12 protein-coding genes are annotated in these 15,197 nt (G+C 39.5%); 8 read left to right on the forward strand and 4 right to left on the reverse strand.

The genetic code is table 11. The features are described from left to right. Positions 1-5: 5 nt before the first annotated feature. On the reverse strand, positions 6-536 hold the full coding sequence (locus tag ACMUMK_RS01490) for a hypothetical protein (protein WP_414699359.1): 531 nt from the start codon (positions 534-536) through the stop codon (positions 6-8). A 245-nt stretch (positions 537-781) separates the two neighbouring features. Between ACMUMK_RS01490 and hemH the strand changes: the two genes are divergently transcribed. From hemH to ACMUMK_RS01510, 4 genes are all read left to right on the forward strand, one after another. Beyond that, positions 782-1,858 (forward strand): ferrochelatase, encoded by a 1,077-nt coding sequence (gene hemH / locus ACMUMK_RS01495; protein ID WP_414699360.1) that lies wholly within the window; start codon positions 782-784, stop codon positions 1,856-1,858. Positions 1,859-2,059: 201 nt separating this feature from the next. After that, positions 2,060-3,304, forward strand: a complete 1,245-nt coding sequence (locus tag ACMUMK_RS01500; RefSeq protein ID WP_414700308.1) for a DUF819 domain-containing protein — start codon at positions 2,060-2,062, stop codon at positions 3,302-3,304. Positions 3,305-3,306: 2 nt separating this feature from the next. Beyond that, positions 3,307-3,720: a DUF4112 domain-containing protein gene (locus ACMUMK_RS01505; RefSeq protein WP_414699361.1), complete on the forward strand. Its 414-nt coding sequence runs from the start codon at positions 3,307-3,309 to the stop codon at positions 3,718-3,720. A gap of 87 nt (positions 3,721-3,807) precedes the next feature. Next, the gene (locus ACMUMK_RS01510) at positions 3,808-4,416 is read left to right on the forward strand and encodes a glutathione S-transferase family protein (protein ID WP_414699362.1); all 609 of its coding nucleotides are present in this window, start codon (positions 3,808-3,810) and stop codon (positions 4,414-4,416) included. A 50-nt stretch (positions 4,417-4,466) separates the two neighbouring features. Here ACMUMK_RS01510 and ACMUMK_RS01515 read toward each other — a convergent pair whose 3' ends face one another. Beyond that, positions 4,467-5,360 (reverse strand): carbon-nitrogen hydrolase, encoded by an 894-nt coding sequence (locus ACMUMK_RS01515; protein ID WP_414699363.1) that lies wholly within the window; start codon positions 5,358-5,360, stop codon positions 4,467-4,469. After that, positions 5,353-6,408: an agmatine deiminase family protein gene (locus ACMUMK_RS01520; protein ID WP_414699364.1), complete on the reverse strand. Its 1,056-nt coding sequence runs from the start codon at positions 6,406-6,408 to the stop codon at positions 5,353-5,355. Before ACMUMK_RS01520 ends, ACMUMK_RS01515 begins: the two co-directional genes overlap by 8 nt. A gap of 488 nt (positions 6,409-6,896) precedes the next feature. On the opposite strand from ACMUMK_RS01520, the gene ACMUMK_RS01525 reads away from it, so the two are divergent. Both ACMUMK_RS01525 and ACMUMK_RS01530 read left to right on the forward strand, forming a co-directional pair. After that, positions 6,897-7,211 carry a hypothetical protein gene (locus tag ACMUMK_RS01525; RefSeq protein WP_414699365.1) on the forward strand — a complete coding sequence of 105 codons (315 nt, stop codon included), beginning with the start codon at positions 6,897-6,899 and terminating at the stop codon, positions 7,209-7,211. A 363-nt stretch (positions 7,212-7,574) separates the two neighbouring features. Then, positions 7,575-8,261 carry a DUF2982 domain-containing protein gene (locus ACMUMK_RS01530; RefSeq protein ID WP_414699366.1) on the forward strand — a complete coding sequence of 229 codons (687 nt, stop codon included), beginning with the start codon at positions 7,575-7,577 and terminating at the stop codon, positions 8,259-8,261. Between the two features lie 19 nt (positions 8,262-8,280). Here ACMUMK_RS01530 and ACMUMK_RS01535 read toward each other — a convergent pair whose 3' ends face one another. Beyond that, positions 8,281-11,400: a 7TM diverse intracellular signaling domain-containing protein gene (locus ACMUMK_RS01535; protein WP_414699367.1), complete on the reverse strand. Its 3,120-nt coding sequence runs from the start codon at positions 11,398-11,400 to the stop codon at positions 8,281-8,283. 197 nt (positions 11,401-11,597) lie between these two features. Here ACMUMK_RS01535 and parC point away from each other — a divergent pair, with 197 nt between their 5' ends. Next, positions 11,598-13,907, forward strand: coding sequence for a DNA topoisomerase IV subunit A (parC, locus tag ACMUMK_RS01540; protein WP_414699368.1), 2,310 nt, complete (start codon positions 11,598-11,600; stop codon positions 13,905-13,907). Positions 13,908-13,948: 41 nt separating this feature from the next. Further along, entirely contained in the window at positions 13,949-15,196 is a 1,248-nt protein-coding gene (locus tag ACMUMK_RS01545; RefSeq protein ID WP_414699369.1) for an alkaline phosphatase family protein, read from the forward strand. The last annotated feature ends 1 nt before the right edge of the window (position 15,197 follow it).

Consider the following 15,197-nt stretch of genomic DNA (forward strand, 5'->3'; position numbering starts at 1 on the left):
TATGACTACTCGTCGTCACCAGTTTCAAGGTTAGAGGCGACGGTAGCTAGTAATTTAGCTAAGGTCTTGCGATCTGTTTTGCTGGCATTCAGTTCAGAAGATACTTGTGTAAGTCGTGCTAGTGCTTCTTCTAATTGATGATTAAACTTTACCGTTAGTTCATTAATTTCTATATCAATTCGCTTATGTAGCTCGTCGTTTTCTTGCTTGTTGCTGGTCTCAGCCATCTCTAATTCTGACGAAATTTTATCTGCATAGGCGTTGAGCTCAGCCGCTTTTTGCTCTTGTCCTTGATCTGCCAAAGCTAGCTTGTCTTCTAATTGGGCAAAGCCCTCAAGCATACTAGTACTAAGGGCTTTGGTATTTTTTTCTATTAATAACTCTATGTTTTTAAAGCTATCTAATGTTTGTTGTTCTAATGCTGAAATACGTTGTTCTATTTCAGTTTTAGCCGCACCAAATACGATATTTCTTAAGCTGTCTAACTCAGATAATTGTGGCACCTGATTATCTTCGTTGTTGTCTTTCTTTGCCATACTGCAACCCTCTACTTGAATCCAGATCCCTTTTTGGTGAATCTTTTTACACCTTTGCTAATGATGCACAGGTTTGAGTTAAAATTATACTGGTTTCGTATCATAAAGGTAAAAAGGCTGTGGGATAATAGTGATCACAGATTGATTTTTATTGGCAATGGTCCAAAATGACAGGCTAATCGTATTCAAGGCATTGTAAAGTGTCGTGTCGAGACCTTTGGTCAGACTTAATCAAGAGTTTTTTCATGAAATATCAAGGTAACCCTTCATTTAGCCACAGTCAGCAGGATAAAGTGGGAGTGTTAGTGACTAACTTAGGTACTCCTGACGCCCCTAAAAAAGCTGAGCTTAAACGCTACCTTAAAGAATTTTTATCGGACCCTAGAGTAGTAGAAGTGCCCAAGTTAATTTGGTGGATGATACTTAATCTTGTTATTTTGAATATTCGTCCAAGTCGTTCAGCAAAAGCTTATGCAGGTGTATGGACAGAGCGAGGCTCTCCTTTGATGTTCCACACTGAAGATCAAGCTAATGGAATTAGAGAAAAATTAGTCTCTCAATTTGGTGAGCACATAGTGGTTGAATTTGCGATGCGTTACGGCTCACCATCAATTGATGGGACTATCGATAAAATGTTGCAACAAGGGGTTAGAAAGCTTTTAGTTTTACCTTTGTATCCACAATACTGCGCTTCAACTACGGCTTCAACTTTTGATGCAGTGGCAAATAGCTTTTTAAAAAGACGCTGGATCCCCGAGCTAAGATTTATCACTCACTATCATGATAATGCTAAATACATTCATGCTATTTCTGAGAAAATTCGTGAACATAGGCGTGTTAATGGTACTGCAGACAAACTTGTTTTCAGTTATCACGGAATCCCCAAAAAGTATCTATTAAAAGGCGACCCTTACCACTGTGAGTGTTATAAAACCTCCAGACTGATTGCTGAAAATCTAGGTTTGAATAAAGACGAGTATTTTACAAGCTTTCAATCTCGCTTTGGCCGCGAAGAGTGGTTAACACCTTATACAGATGAGTCTCTTAAAGCCTTTCCAAAACAAGGGGTTAAATCTGTCCAAGTAGTATGTCCTGGATTTTCTGCAGATTGCTTAGAAACCGTTGAAGAAATCGCTGAAGAGAATAGAGATTATTTCTTAGAAGCAGGTGGAGAAACATTCGAATACATAGAAGCTTTAAATGCGGACCCAATGCATATAGATGCCTTAACAAGCATCTTATCTGAAAACTTAAACGGTTGGTTAGAAAAACCAGAAGATACAGAGTTACGAAGTCAATTAGCTAAAGCAATGAAATCTTGATCGTTTTTTTGAATGCCTTTAAGTAAAATTTTTACTTAATAAACGTCTATTTATAGCTTGTGTTAACATAAGGTTAGCACTGCCAAAAATAGTAGGCATGGCATTCAAACAATAATAACGATAAATACTACGTTACTTTTATAGGGCGTAGTAATAGGACAGGAATTTTTCATGGCGACACCCCAACTAGCAGAGCAAGCTATAGCTCATACCCCTCTTTTTACAAACGATGCCACCATAATGGGGATCCTCACCATTTTGTTGGGCTTGGTTTTTTATACCGCGAGCAGCAATGCGCCTTTCTGGCGCAAATTCTATATGTTTGTTCCTTCGGTTTTGCTTTGTTACTTTTTACCCTCTTTGTTAAATACCTTTGGATTAATTGATGGAGAGAAATCGCAACTTTATTTTGTAGCCTCTCGTTACTTATTGCCCGCTTGTTTAGTGCTTTTAACCCTAAGCGTTGATCTTAAAGCTATTTCAAAGCTGGGTAGTAAAGCTGTTATTTTGTTTTTTACAGGGACACTAGGCATTGTGATCGGAGGCCCTATTGCTTTGTTGGTAGTAGCCACTTTTGTTCCAGACTTAGTGGGAGTAGATGGTCCTCAAGCTGTTTGGAGGGGAATGACAACAGTTGCTGGTAGTTGGATTGGAGGAAGTGCAAACCAAGCTGCAATGAAAGAAATCTATGGGGCTGGAGACCAAATGTTTTCAGCTATGGTCACAGTCGACATAATAGTGGCTAATTTATGGATGGCAGTATTGTTAGTCATGGCTGCCAACGCTAAAGCAATCGATGCTAAGACTGGCGCAGATACTAGTGCTATAGATGAGTTGAAAGATAAGGTTAGTAGCTTTCAAGCAAAACATGCTCGGATCCCCACAGTTACAGATTTGATGTTAATTGCAGCGGTTGCCTTTGGAGTAACTGGGGCTGCACATATTTTTGCTGACAACATAACTCCTTATTTTGTTGAGCATTTTCCTGGCTTGGCAAAATTCAGTTTTCACAGTAAGTTTTTCTGGATGATCATCTTCTCAAGTACCATTGGGATTGCCCTTTCTTTCACAAAAGCGCGTAACTTAGAAAGTGTTGGTGCATCTAAATTAGGCTCAGTATTTTTGTACCTATTGATAGCAACAATTGGTATGAAAATGGATGTCACTATGATTATTGAAGAGCCCTTGTTCTTTGTTATCGGTGCGATTTGGATGGTAATACATGCATCATTAATGTTGATTGTAGCGAAGTTGATAAAAGCGCCACTCTTTTATATGGCGGTAGGTAGCCAAGCCAATGTTGGTGGGGCAGCATCAGCACCTATTGTTGCGTCAGCATTTCATCCTTCTTTAGCACCAGTCGCTGTTATGCTGGCCGTATTAGGTTATACAGTTGGCACTTATATGGCATGGTTCTGTGGTCAAATATTACAAAGTATAGGCTAATTATGACTGAAGACTTTCGTGCTCCCCCTGAGCTTTTAAGAGCGCAGGCGCTAGCTAATTTAAGTGATAATAAAATACGTATACCTGTCATCGGAATTAGACTCGGTTTAGATTTTATTATTGGCCTAATTCCAGGTGTTGGTGATTTTATTATGGCCTGTGTTTCAATGTTCATAGTTCGTTTGGCTATGAAAATGGGAGTCCCCAAGTCACTAATTTTTAGTATGTTAAAAAATATTTTGATTGATTTTTTACTAGGCCTTATTCCTGTTGTTGGCGATTTTTTTGACCTTTTTTATAAAAGTAATGAAAAGAATGTGCGCTTAATGGAAATGTGGTGGGTGAGTCGTAAGCATCAGGACATAAAAAAATATAGCCAAGAAAAGTTAGCAGCTTGGGAAAAGACTCAAAATTAATCTACTGTTGTAAACATAATATCTAATTTATGGGCTATTGAAGGGCAGCGCTAGCTTAAAAACAATGCAGTATAGGAAGGTTAAGCAATGAAAATTTATGATACTAAAACAGCTCCATCGCCTAGGCGAGTGAGAATATTTTTAGCTGAAAAAAACATCCCAATGGAGTATATCCAAGTGGATCTCCAAAAAGGAGAAAACTTATCTGCAGAGATGCGAGCCAAAAACCCGGTTGGGAAAATTCCAATATTAGAGCTAGATGATGGAAATTGTATTAGTGAGGGGGCGTCTATCTGTCGATACTTTGAGGAGATTCAACCCGAACCTGCTTTGATGGGAACCACTGCTCTGGAAAAAGCGCAAATAGACATGTGGCATAGGCAAGTGGAGTTATACTTTTTTGGGCAGGTTGGTATGTGTTTTCAGCATAGCACAGGGTATTTTAAAGACAGAATGACTCCCGTAAAAGAGTATGGGGAGGTTGCAGGTAAAAACGCAACTGGATTCTTAATGGTATTAGAGAGGCGTTTAGGGGAGTCTGAGTATATCGCTGGTGATAAATATAGTATCGCTGATATAACGGCGCTATGTGCGCTAGATTTTGCCCGAGTCGTGAATATTAAACTAACTGAAAAGCATCCTAACTTAAAACGCTGGTATGCGTCTGTTAGCAGTCGCCCTAGCGCTAAAGCTTAATGGCAATATTGTCATTAAGCTTTAGCTGCAGAGTATCGGGTGTCTGTACCTTAGTCACGCCAGCGTTTACTTAGGTCACTATAGGCGTCGATTCTGCGGTCTCTGAAGTAAGGCCAAATACGCTTTATCTGCTCTGTTCTTTGTAGATCGATTTCAACAATTAAGTTTTCTTCTTGATCTTCACTGGCTTTTGCAAGAATTTCCCCTTGAGGCCCAGTTACAAAGCTTTGCCCCCAAAACTGAATACCGGGATCTCCAGCAACAGGAGAAGGTTCAAACCCTGTTCTGTTGGCAACTACTACAGGAATAGAGTTCGCTACGGCATGGGAGCGTTGTATTGTTTGCCAAGCTTCATATTGACGAGTTTGTTCTTCGGGAGTGTCAGTCTTATCCCAACCAATTGCTGTAGGGTAGAAAAGCATATCTGCGCCAGCCATTGCCATAAGCCTTGCCGCTTCTGGATACCATTGATCCCAACATACAAGCACGCCTAGTTTGCCAACACTGGTTTGAATAGGCTCAAACCCCATATCGCCGGGTGTAAAATAGAATTTTTCGTAAAAACCTGGATCATCCGGAATATGCATCTTGCGATATTTGCCTACAAGACCTTGGTCTCGGTCAAATACTACAGCGGTATTGTGATACAGCCCAGAGCCTCGTTTTTCAAATAATGAGGTGATTAAGACTATGTTTAATTTTGCAGCTAATGCTGCAAAATAGTCAGTTGCAGGTCCAGGAATAGGCTCAGCCAAGTCAAAGTTGTCTGTATCTTCTTGCTGGCAAAAATATAAGGTACTATGTAACTCTTGTAGCAACACCAGTTCACACCCTTGGGCCGCTAATTTGGTTATCTGTTCGCTACTGTGGCGCCAGTTTTTTTGTTTGTCGTTGTTTTTTACTGCTTGCTGAACAACGCCTACTTTTAGTTGATCTTTACTCATAAATACGGACTCCATTTGAGACACTTTGTAATATTTCAGGCTTAATTACCCCTTCAGGGACTTGCATTGTTATGCAATGCAAACTGCCAAATTGTTGCACTAATGGCAAACAGTTAATGCCAATCACCTTAAAACCTGAATAGGCTTTTTTTATTGTTTCTAAGGCAAGTTCATCTTCGGGCTGTTGGTAAACAGGACATAAAACATGTTTATTTGAAATTAAAAAGTTTGCATATGATGCAGGGAGCCTTTTCCCTTCACTATTGACTATGTGAGGTAAGGGCAATTCAAATATTTGGTGTTGTGCAAATGCACTTTTACATTCTATCAGTAGGTCATGTAAACCTTCATAGTGTTGATCTTGTGGGTTGTTAAAGGCAGTTTGCACGACTAGCCCCTTGTTTGGTGTAAACCGTACCAATGTATCAATATGACCATCAGTATCATCACCCTCTAAATGACCGTGTTGGAAAATAGTTGTCGCAGTGGCTCCTAAGTAAGAGGTAAAGTCTCGCTCATAGTCAGTTAAGGACTTATTGCCATTGCGCTTAGGGTTTTGTAAACATAAAGCAGTAGAAATCAGGTGGCCAGCTTGGTCTATTTCAATGGCGCCTCCTTCCAGTACTAGATCTATTTTCCGTATAGCTTCCTTACACAGATGCTGCAGTACTGTGGAGTTGATGCCGTTATCTTTACTCCCATCAAACTTATCTCCCCAGCCATTAAACGTAAATTCTATAGGAGTGACAGATTCGCCGTTTGAGATACTCAAGAATCCATAATCCCTAAGCCAAGTATCATCAAAATCTGCAGCTACTATTAAGACATTGGCACTTTTAGGTACAAGGCCAAGACAAGCATCGATTTCAGTTTGTCTAACTAATAAAATCACTGGGACACTTGCCAAATTAAGCTGCCGTATTAAATCAAGATAAACCCCTCGAGCTTGTTCTAGCCAAGGTTGCCAATCAGTTTGTTTATCTGGCCAAGCAAGTATTACTGATTCTTGAGTTGCCCATTCAGGTAGGAGTTTATAATGGTTTGTCATAGTTAAATTTAAACGGAAATTTTCGGTAAATTATAATCGTTAGGTGACTTGGCGTCTCGCTTAATCTGCATTTAATTTACTAGAAATCCAAGACTTAAATTTTCAAGTTCAGATTAAATAAATGGCTCATAATTAACTATAGAATATTTTAGGCCGGTAATATTTGTATCCTTTTGTGTAATTGTTTGTAAATTTTTGTTAATAACCGTTTTCATGCCAATAATTACAAATATTTTCTGTTTTATTTATAGAGTTTTTTGTGATTTATTTTGTTGTTTTTATTCTTTTTTGAAATATATAATTTAATAAATTATATATAAATCAATTAGTTACGGTTTTCATAAAAGTGTAGCATTGTAATTTACATGATATTCACTTACTGAAAACAATAAAAGAACAGTATTTTCCTCTAGATCAGTCATTAATTAAGTGCGGCACAGAGTCGTTTACATTAAGAACTTTTAGTTAATTTAGTAGGATGGATTGAAATGAAAAAGATAATTGCTTTATCTCTGGTATTTGCTGCTCTAGGTGCAAACGCTAAAATGGGCGACAGTGAAAACATCAAGTATGTTGGTGACTTAAGCTATCAAGATTTATGTGAAGCTGTAGTAAAAGATGACGTTGCTATGTTTGAGCGTAGTATAACTAGCCGTATTGGCGTTGTTGCGGGTTCTTCAAAGCGTGTTTTGAAACGATTAACTGCAGCTAACGGTATGCGTTGTAATGGCGTTGACTTAGTGTCTTTTTCTAAAGAACGCGAAGCAACCAATGTGTATTCTTTTCTTGCAAATGAAAAGTAATTTACAGCGTTTGAATCACACAAAATTGAGCAAATAGCTCGCCGAGCGGGCTATTTTTTCAGCTGTTTATGACAAAGTATCCATACTTTGCTCTCCACTTTAGTAATAATTGCTAATAGTCTTAGTTCCGTTTATTAAAGTAGAAACCTCCCCATACAAGCTTTTTACATCTTTGGTGATTGTGTTATTGAATTTATGCTTGGTAGGATAAGGCATAAAACTAAAGGTATCCCTGAATATGACTTCTGAACATAAAGCCAAAAGTTGGTGGCAAACTGATTGCATTAAGTGCAAACGGGGCCGAGCTATGGTCATTTGGGCTATCTTCGTTTGTGTGGTTTACATGTTAATTTGGGGGTAAGGATGGAAGAGGTGATCGAAATCCGTAGTCATGGTAAACGCAATGTTATTGTCACGGGGTTAATAGGACTCATGCTGTTTGTGATGGCTGTGGTTATGCTACTAAGCCTACCTGAGGCCTATTATTTAGTTGGGGTGTTTTTACTGAGTGCTTCAATTGTGGCTTTTTTAATTGCTTGGGTTAAATACAGAGAGCCTCAATTTAGTTTCCTATTGTCAAAAACGAGTATTCGCTATCAACATAAAAATGGTAGTTGGGCTTTGCCTTGGGACAGTATTCAAAGAATTGATGTACCAGTTGTCACATCTGGATTTGAAAGAAAGCCATTAAATATGGTCGCCCTTAAAGTGAAAGACTATGTTCCTTTAATAGAAAATATGTCACCTCGCTTGATGAGTAATATCTTAATGGAGCAACGTCCTTTGTTGTTTCACAACATGCCTGCCGAGTCTGATAACTGTGCCACAGGAAGTTGTTACAGTGATGAGTTACTAGAGGATGACGTTTATAAAAGTAATCAAGGTAAAATTTATAAAGGCATACAGGCTATGTTCGCTAACCGTATGACAAAATTACGGCAGCGCTTGGGGTATGATTTATATATACCAGTGTCAGAATTAGATAGGCCTGAAAGTGACTTTGTGGTTTTATTAAGACAATGCCAAGAGCAGGTCTTATATTCAAACTAGCTAGTCTCGTTGTTTATCTTTAAATTATTTTCGCTTGCTCTACAGCAAGCTGTAAGTTTAAAGACTCAGTTTTTAACTCTGGGGCCTTATAAAATGCGTCCTTGTACTGTTTATTTTTTAATGCTGTTTCTATTTCTTCACATAGAGCGTGTAATGCTGGTACGCCAGTGTAACAGCAGGCTCCGTGTAGCTGATGCACTCTAGCTAACATATCTTCATACAACTGTTCTTGCCTGGAAAATAAAATGGCTTCTGTTAACTCTGGTAGCTGTTGCACAAACCTATCTAAAATGTCTTTAGCAGCTTCTTCGTTATGGTTAGCTCGTTTTAACGCCAACTCCCAGTCAAAACTTAACAGTTGAGATTCGTTAGATTCATTAATTTGGCACCAACGTTTAATTAAATCTATCAAGTCTGACAAGTTAATAGGTTTAGGTAAGTAATCATCCATACCAGAAGATAATAATCTATCTTGTTCTTCTTTAAATGCATGGGCTGTCACGGCAATGATAGGTGTGCCTATATTTAACTTAGTTTGCCTGATGAGTTTTGTCGCTTGTAATCCGTCCATGTTTGGCATCTGCACATCCATCAAAATTAAATCAAACTCTGTTTCCTTACATTGCTCAACGGCATCCATACCACTAAAAGCTAAGGTGAGTTGTAGATTGGTATTCTTTAACCAGGTAGTAAGTAGCCTTAGATTAATTTCCATGTCATCCACTGCTAATACCTTTGCAGCTGGCAGTACTTCTAACCTTTGTTGCAGCTTATTTGTTGGGCTTTCTTCTGGCGCATGTAACAGACTATTTAGTTTCCTTAGCGTAAGAGGCAAGCGTATTTTATGAGAGAAGTATTGGGATAAATCATCTCTTTTAGATAAAGAGTCTTCATCAGAATACAAGATTACTGTATTAGTAGAGTCTAGCTGGCGTGTTGCCTCAAGAATGCTAGGTAATAGGTTTTCTTTGCTGTTAGGAATACTAACAAATACTAAGTCGTAGGCTTGTCGCAGTGAGCGTAGATAGGCCAGGGATTCGGCACCTGTCACATTGGCTCCCATATTCTTCAATAGTTTTACTGACGCATGACGAGCCTGTGGGCAGGGGTCAAAATAGACAATATTTTTGTCTAGCCAATCACTTGTTGCACTTAGAGATAAGTTACGATTAAGTAAATTGGTACGTACTGTAACCGTAAATATACTACCGATCCCGGGAGAGCTACTTAGTGTTAACTCACCGCGCATCAGGTTAACTAACTCTTGGCATATAACTAACCCTAAGCCAGTGCCTTGATATGAGCGGTTTAGAGCGTCTTCTACCTGTGAAAAAGCAGCAAATAACTTACGCTGGTCCTCGCGACTAATACCAATACCTGTGTCTTCCACTTTAATCACTAGCTCATAAATCCCATGGGCTTTTTCAGAACCGGATGCTGACAATTTTATATATCCGTGGTCAGTAAACTTAAGGGCATTCCCTAATAAGTTGTTCAGGATTTGTTTTATCCGGTAACTATCGCCAATGAGCTTTTCTGGTAAAGGGTTGGCATCGTATATAAATTCTAAGTTTTTAAGATGAGCTGATTTGGCCATTATGCTCACCATATCTTCTAGAACGACAGTGGGTGAGAATGGGTGGTTATTAATCTTAAGCTTTTTAGCTTCAATTTTTGAAAAGTCGAGTACATCATTGACTATGCTAAGTAGGTTATCAGCCGCCGCATTAATAATACTGACTTGCTCTTGTCGCTCTGGTGGAAGTGAGTCGGAGTGAAGCTCTTTACTAAACCCTAGTATTGCGTTTAATGGGGTTCGGATTTCGTGGCTCATGTTCGCTAGAAATTGTGATTTAACATGGCTAGCTTCAATGGCATCTTTACGAGCTATATCAAGACGTACATTTTGCTCTTCGACTAATTCAATATTATTACGTAGGTCCTCGGTCGCTTGTTCAATTTCTTCCTCTAACTTAAATCGGCTTTTACTCACAAGAGCTAATGAAAACAGCCATGCCTGTGAAAATAACCCTATTTGAAAAGCATAGGCTGTAATTGCGTTTGATGGGTATAAAGAAAGTAGGCTACCTAAGGCTATTAACATGCAAACATCAAAAATAAGCCAGGCAATAATAAAATAGGAGGCCGTATTTTTATTGTTCTTTCTGCTTTCAATACCCGCATAGGTGTATATAGCAGTTGAGAGCACATAGGTAGACAAAACAGCAGAGGTTTGAAGTACAGGTTCTAAGATATCAAATATAGATAGTAGGCCTAGAAGCAGAAATATTCCTAAGGTAATGCGAATAATGATGCATGAATAAAGCGCTGAATGTCGCCCTTCTAAAAAGCTGATAGTGAAAAAACCTGATCCCACTCCTAAAAAAATAAAAATAAGATCGGTATGTGAACATATCCATATAGAAATAGGGGACGATACTATTTGATGAGCATGTCCCCCCCAGATAAATTGCCAAACAACAATTGCCGCGGTATAGCCAATAAATGTAAATAAACTGCGGTCTTTGATCCAGATGAAGAGCATGAGGTTGTATAACGCCAGCATTAGCATGCCGCCATAAAATACACCCCAAAAAAGGTTGTCAAAAAACAAAGCGTCGGCGTGTTTTTCTGCAGTTTGTATGTCTATGGGAGCGATGAGGCTCGAGTGTTGACTTTCAAGTCTAATAAATAGTTCTACTGGCTTGGCGTAGGGTAAAGACAGCTCCAGCGTAGGAAAGCGCTGTTTAGCACTTGCTCTTAGCTTTCCTTGGCTGGTTTGAGCAATAAGTTTATCTTCTGATATTGCATATATATCAACCTTGTCTAGTTGTGCATAGCCAAGATCAATGACCCATTCATTAACATCTGTGACATTGTTCAATGTGGTGTATAGCCACACACCAGAGGATGAAAACCCATAGTTTTGTTGGTGAGTTGGGTGCCATATAAATTGTCCTAACTGATCTCTAACATCGAATAAGCTTAACTGTTTGTCTGCTTCTCTGAGGACTTTTAAACTTGATGAAAGTTGCACTGTGGCCTGAGTTGATATTAGCTGCACCTCGCTCTGCGCTTTTGAAGGGCTAGGTAACACTAATAGTAACAAAAGCAAAAAAGTAGAAAATCGAACTAGCATGAAAGGCCAACGGCTGAAAAAGATTGTGATTATTAAACCACTCGTTGAGGTTAGATGGCAAATTATGGATTTTTAATAAAAGCCTTATGCTTGATATATTTTAATTGGTGGCATTTATAAGGTAATCTAGATACGCGATATTATGCTCAAATCAACAACAATTATAACGACAATAAAAACGGTGAAAATAGCCTCCCATGAGTCAAGACACAATCATAAATAAAGACGGTATCGAACAGCTCTCGATGCACCGTTTTACAGAAGAATCTTACTTAAATTATTCCATGTATGTCATCATGGATAGAGCATTGCCACATATTGGCGATGGCTTGAAACCGGTTCAAAGACGTATCATTTATGCTATGTCAGAGTTGGGCCTCAATAATGCTGCAAAGTACAAAAAGTCCGCCAGAACCGTAGGTGATGTATTGGGTAAATTCCATCCCCATGGTGACTCAGCCTGTTATGAAGCCATGGTCTTGATGGCTCAGCCTTTTTCATATCGTTATCCTCTTGTTGATGGGCAAGGTAACTGGGGAGCACCCGATGACCCTAAATCTTTCGCCGCTATGCGTTATACCGAGTCACGATTATCTAAGTTTAGTGAAGTATTGTTATCTGAACTGGGCCAAGGGACAGTAGATTGGCAGCCTAATTTTGATGGAACCCTAGATGAGCCTAAAGTACTACCGGCTAGGCTCCCTCATATACTGCTAAATGGTATTACTGGGATTGCTGTGGGCATGGCTACAGATATCCCACCTCACAATGTGCGAGAAATTGCTAATGCTTGTGCCCATTTACTAGATAATAGCAAAGCAGAGCTATCGGACTTATTAGAGTTTGTTGAAGGACCAGATTACCCTACAGACGGCGAAATTATTACGCCCAAGAAAGATATAGCTAAAATTTATGAAACCGGCCGTGGTTCTATAAAAATGCGCGCTGTTTATACCGAGGACAACGGCGATATTATTATCACAGCCTTACCTCATCAAGCATCTGGCGGCAAAGTTTTAGAGCAAATTGCGGCGCAAATGCAAGCTAAAAAGCTACCTATGGTAAGCGACTTGCGAGATGAGTCTGACCATGAAAATCCAACGCGCCTGTTAATCACCCCAAGATCGAACCGTGTTGATACCGAGCAATTAATGCAGCATTTGTTCGCAACAACAGACTTAGAAAAAAGTTATCGAGTCAATATTAATATGATTGGCCTTGATGGCCGCCCACAAGTGAAGGACTTGCGAACCATATTAACCGAGTGGTTAAGTTTTAGGAAAGATACTGTAACTCGACGCTTACAGTTTCGTTTAGATAAGGTTTTAGCAAGACTACATATTCTTGAAGGTTTAATGGTTGCATTTTTAAACCTAGATGAAGTTATCCGTATTATTCGTTACGAGGACAAACCAAAACAAGAGTTGATCGCTAAGTTTTCACTAACAGAAATTCAAGCTGAAGCCATCCTAGACTTAAAGCTTCGTCACTTGGCTAAGTTAGAAGAGATGAAAATTAAGGGTGAGCAAGATGAGTTAGCAAAAGAGCGTGATGAATTACAAACTTTACTTGGTTCAGACCGTCGTCTTAAAACCTTAATTAAAAAAGAAATTCTAGCTGCAGCAGAGTTATACGGTGATGACAGACGCTCACCAATTGTTGCAAGAGGCGAGTCTAAAGCCTTAACAGAAAAAGAGCTTATTCCATCTGAAGCCGTGACTGTAGTGCTCTCAGAAAAAGGCTGGGCACGCTGTGCGAAAGGTCATGATGTTGATGTTAAAGGCTTGAGTTATAAAGCTGGTGATAGTTATCAAGCAAGCGCTAAAGGTAGAAGTAATCAACAAGTTGTATTTTTAGACTCATCAGGTCGGGCGTTTTCTTGTGATGCCCATGGTTTACCCTCCGCCAGAAGCCAAGGCGAGCCTTTGACTGGTCGCTTTAATATTGTGGGTGGTGAAAATGTAGAACATGTAGTGATGGGGCAAGATGAGCAACAATACCTAATGGCATCAGATGCTGGATATGGGTTTGTTGGTAAATTTAGCGATATGATCAGCAAAAATAAAGCGGGTAAAGCATACTTGTCTCTATCTACTGGCGCCAAAGTATTTAAGCCTCAACCTGTCTATGACTTGAAAAGTGATTGGTGTTTGGTTGTATCTAACGAAGGACGTATGTTGATGTTCCCATTAAGAGACTTACCCAGCTTAGGGAAAGGCAAGGGAAATAAACTTATTAGTATTCCAGCGGCTAAAGCCCAGTCCAGAGAAGAATATGTAAAAGAGTTGGTTGTAGTTCCAGAGGGCGCGAATGTCAAAGTCTTAGCTGGTAAGCGTGGTATGACATTGTCAGCAGCTGACTTGACTCATTATCAAGGTGAAAGAGGTCGTAGAGGTAATAAATTACCTAGAGGCTTACAGCGGGTTGATGGTGTAGAGGTAGACTTTTTAGAGCAATCTACAGATGTTGGAGAGCAAACAGCTGAAGACGGTGACGGCAAAGCTTAGAATGTCGGACACCCCTGTTCAATATTAGTATGGAGACCAAGATGTTTAAGGTTTTATGCATACTTGGCCTTCTTGTTAGCAGTATTGCTAAGGCTAATCACGAGCAGCCCATAGTATTAATGATTGGGATAGATGGGCTCAGAGCTGACTCGCTGGAGCGTGCTTTTGCTCCCAATCTACAAATGCTTGCTGAGCAGGGCGTTCGTGCAAACATGTATCCGGCTATGCCCTCTAAAACTTTCGTGAATTTTTATTCTTTAGCTACTGGTTTACATCCAGAGCATCATGGCATGGTTTCTAATTATCCATACGACAGAAAGTTAAGTGAAACTTTCAATCGTTCTTTACATACCCGAGATCCTAACTGGTGGCAGGGTGAGCCAATTTGGATTACGGCTGAAAAGCAAGGAGTCATATCAGCTACATACTTTTGGGTTGGCTCTGAAGTTTCTATCGATAATATTGCGCCAACATATTGGAAGCCTTTTAACCAAGGTAAAGATTATGCAGAGCGAGTAACAGAAGTGCTAGGCTGGCTAGCTTTGCCCTCTAATGAGCGCCCTAGGTTGGTGACCTTATACTTTTCGGCGGTTGATACTGCAGCCCATGTTTATGGTGTTGGCTCTGCGCAAGAACTAGCTGCAATTAAAAAAGTCGACCATCATATAGGGGAGCTTATGTCTGGGTTAAAAGCATTAGGTCTATATGATGATGTAAATTTAGTTGTGGTTTCTGATCATGGGATGGCTAATTTATCCGATGATAGAGTAGTTAATCTAGACAAGTGGATTGATTTATCTCCTTTTATTGTGCCTGATTGGTCCAAAAGTAGCGATACAGTGTACGCCCCCTTTTTAAATCTTTATGGCAACAAGGCAGAAATAGCAGGCGCAGTTGTCAAGTTAACGGATAAACATCCCAATATGAAAGTGTTACGCCGTGGTGCGTTTCCCAAAGACTATCATTTTGACCACCCAGACAGAGGACCTGACCTTATGTTGCTAGCTGATGTAGGGTGGACATTATACGCAAGTAAAAGCAAACAGGCCCCTACCTCATTTAAGGGCTCTAGCCGTTCTATTGCTACCCATGGATATGACAATAAACATCCCTTAATGCAGGCAACCTTTATTGCCTCAGGAAAGGCATTTAAGAAAGGGTTTGAAGCCAAGCCCTTCGATAATATTGAAGTTTACAATATGTTGAGCTGTATACTCGATTTGCAGCCAGCTAAAAATGATGGGCAGATTAAAAACATACAGGCAATGTTAACTAAAAAGTGTGATTAAG

The sequence above is a fragment of the Paraglaciecola sp. 2405UD69-4 genome (assembly GCF_047525415.1).
Classification (GTDB): Bacteria; Pseudomonadota; Gammaproteobacteria; order Enterobacterales; family Alteromonadaceae; genus Paraglaciecola.

Bases quoted from the DNA above. Each gene is read 5' to 3' on its own strand.
- ACMUMK_RS01530 (WP_414699366.1), top strand. From the start codon at position 7,575: ATGGAAGAGGTGATCGAAATCCGTAGTCATGGTAAACGCAATGTTATT.
- parC (WP_414699368.1), top strand. From the start codon at position 11,598: ATGAGTCAAGACACAATCATAAATAAAGACGGTATCGAACAGCTCTCG.
- ACMUMK_RS01525 (WP_414699365.1), top strand. From the start codon at position 6,897: ATGAAAAAGATAATTGCTTTATCTCTGGTATTTGCTGCTCTAGGTGCA.
- ACMUMK_RS01515 (WP_414699363.1), bottom strand. From the start codon at position 5,360: ATGAGTAAAGATCAACTAAAAGTAGGCGTTGTTCAGCAAGCAGTAAAA.
- ACMUMK_RS01505 (WP_414699361.1), top strand. From the start codon at position 3,307: ATGACTGAAGACTTTCGTGCTCCCCCTGAGCTTTTAAGAGCGCAGGCG.
- ACMUMK_RS01510 (WP_414699362.1), top strand. From the start codon at position 3,808: ATGAAAATTTATGATACTAAAACAGCTCCATCGCCTAGGCGAGTGAGA.
- hemH (WP_414699360.1), top strand. From the start codon at position 782: ATGAAATATCAAGGTAACCCTTCATTTAGCCACAGTCAGCAGGATAAA.
- ACMUMK_RS01490 (WP_414699359.1), bottom strand. From the start codon at position 536: ATGGCAAAGAAAGACAACAACGAAGATAATCAGGTGCCACAATTATCT.
- ACMUMK_RS01520 (WP_414699364.1), bottom strand. From the start codon at position 6,408: ATGACAAACCATTATAAACTCCTACCTGAATGGGCAACTCAAGAATCA.
- ACMUMK_RS01545 (WP_414699369.1), top strand. From the start codon at position 13,949: ATGTTTAAGGTTTTATGCATACTTGGCCTTCTTGTTAGCAGTATTGCT.
- ACMUMK_RS01535 (WP_414699367.1), bottom strand. From the start codon at position 11,400: ATGCTAGTTCGATTTTCTACTTTTTTGCTTTTGTTACTATTAGTGTTA.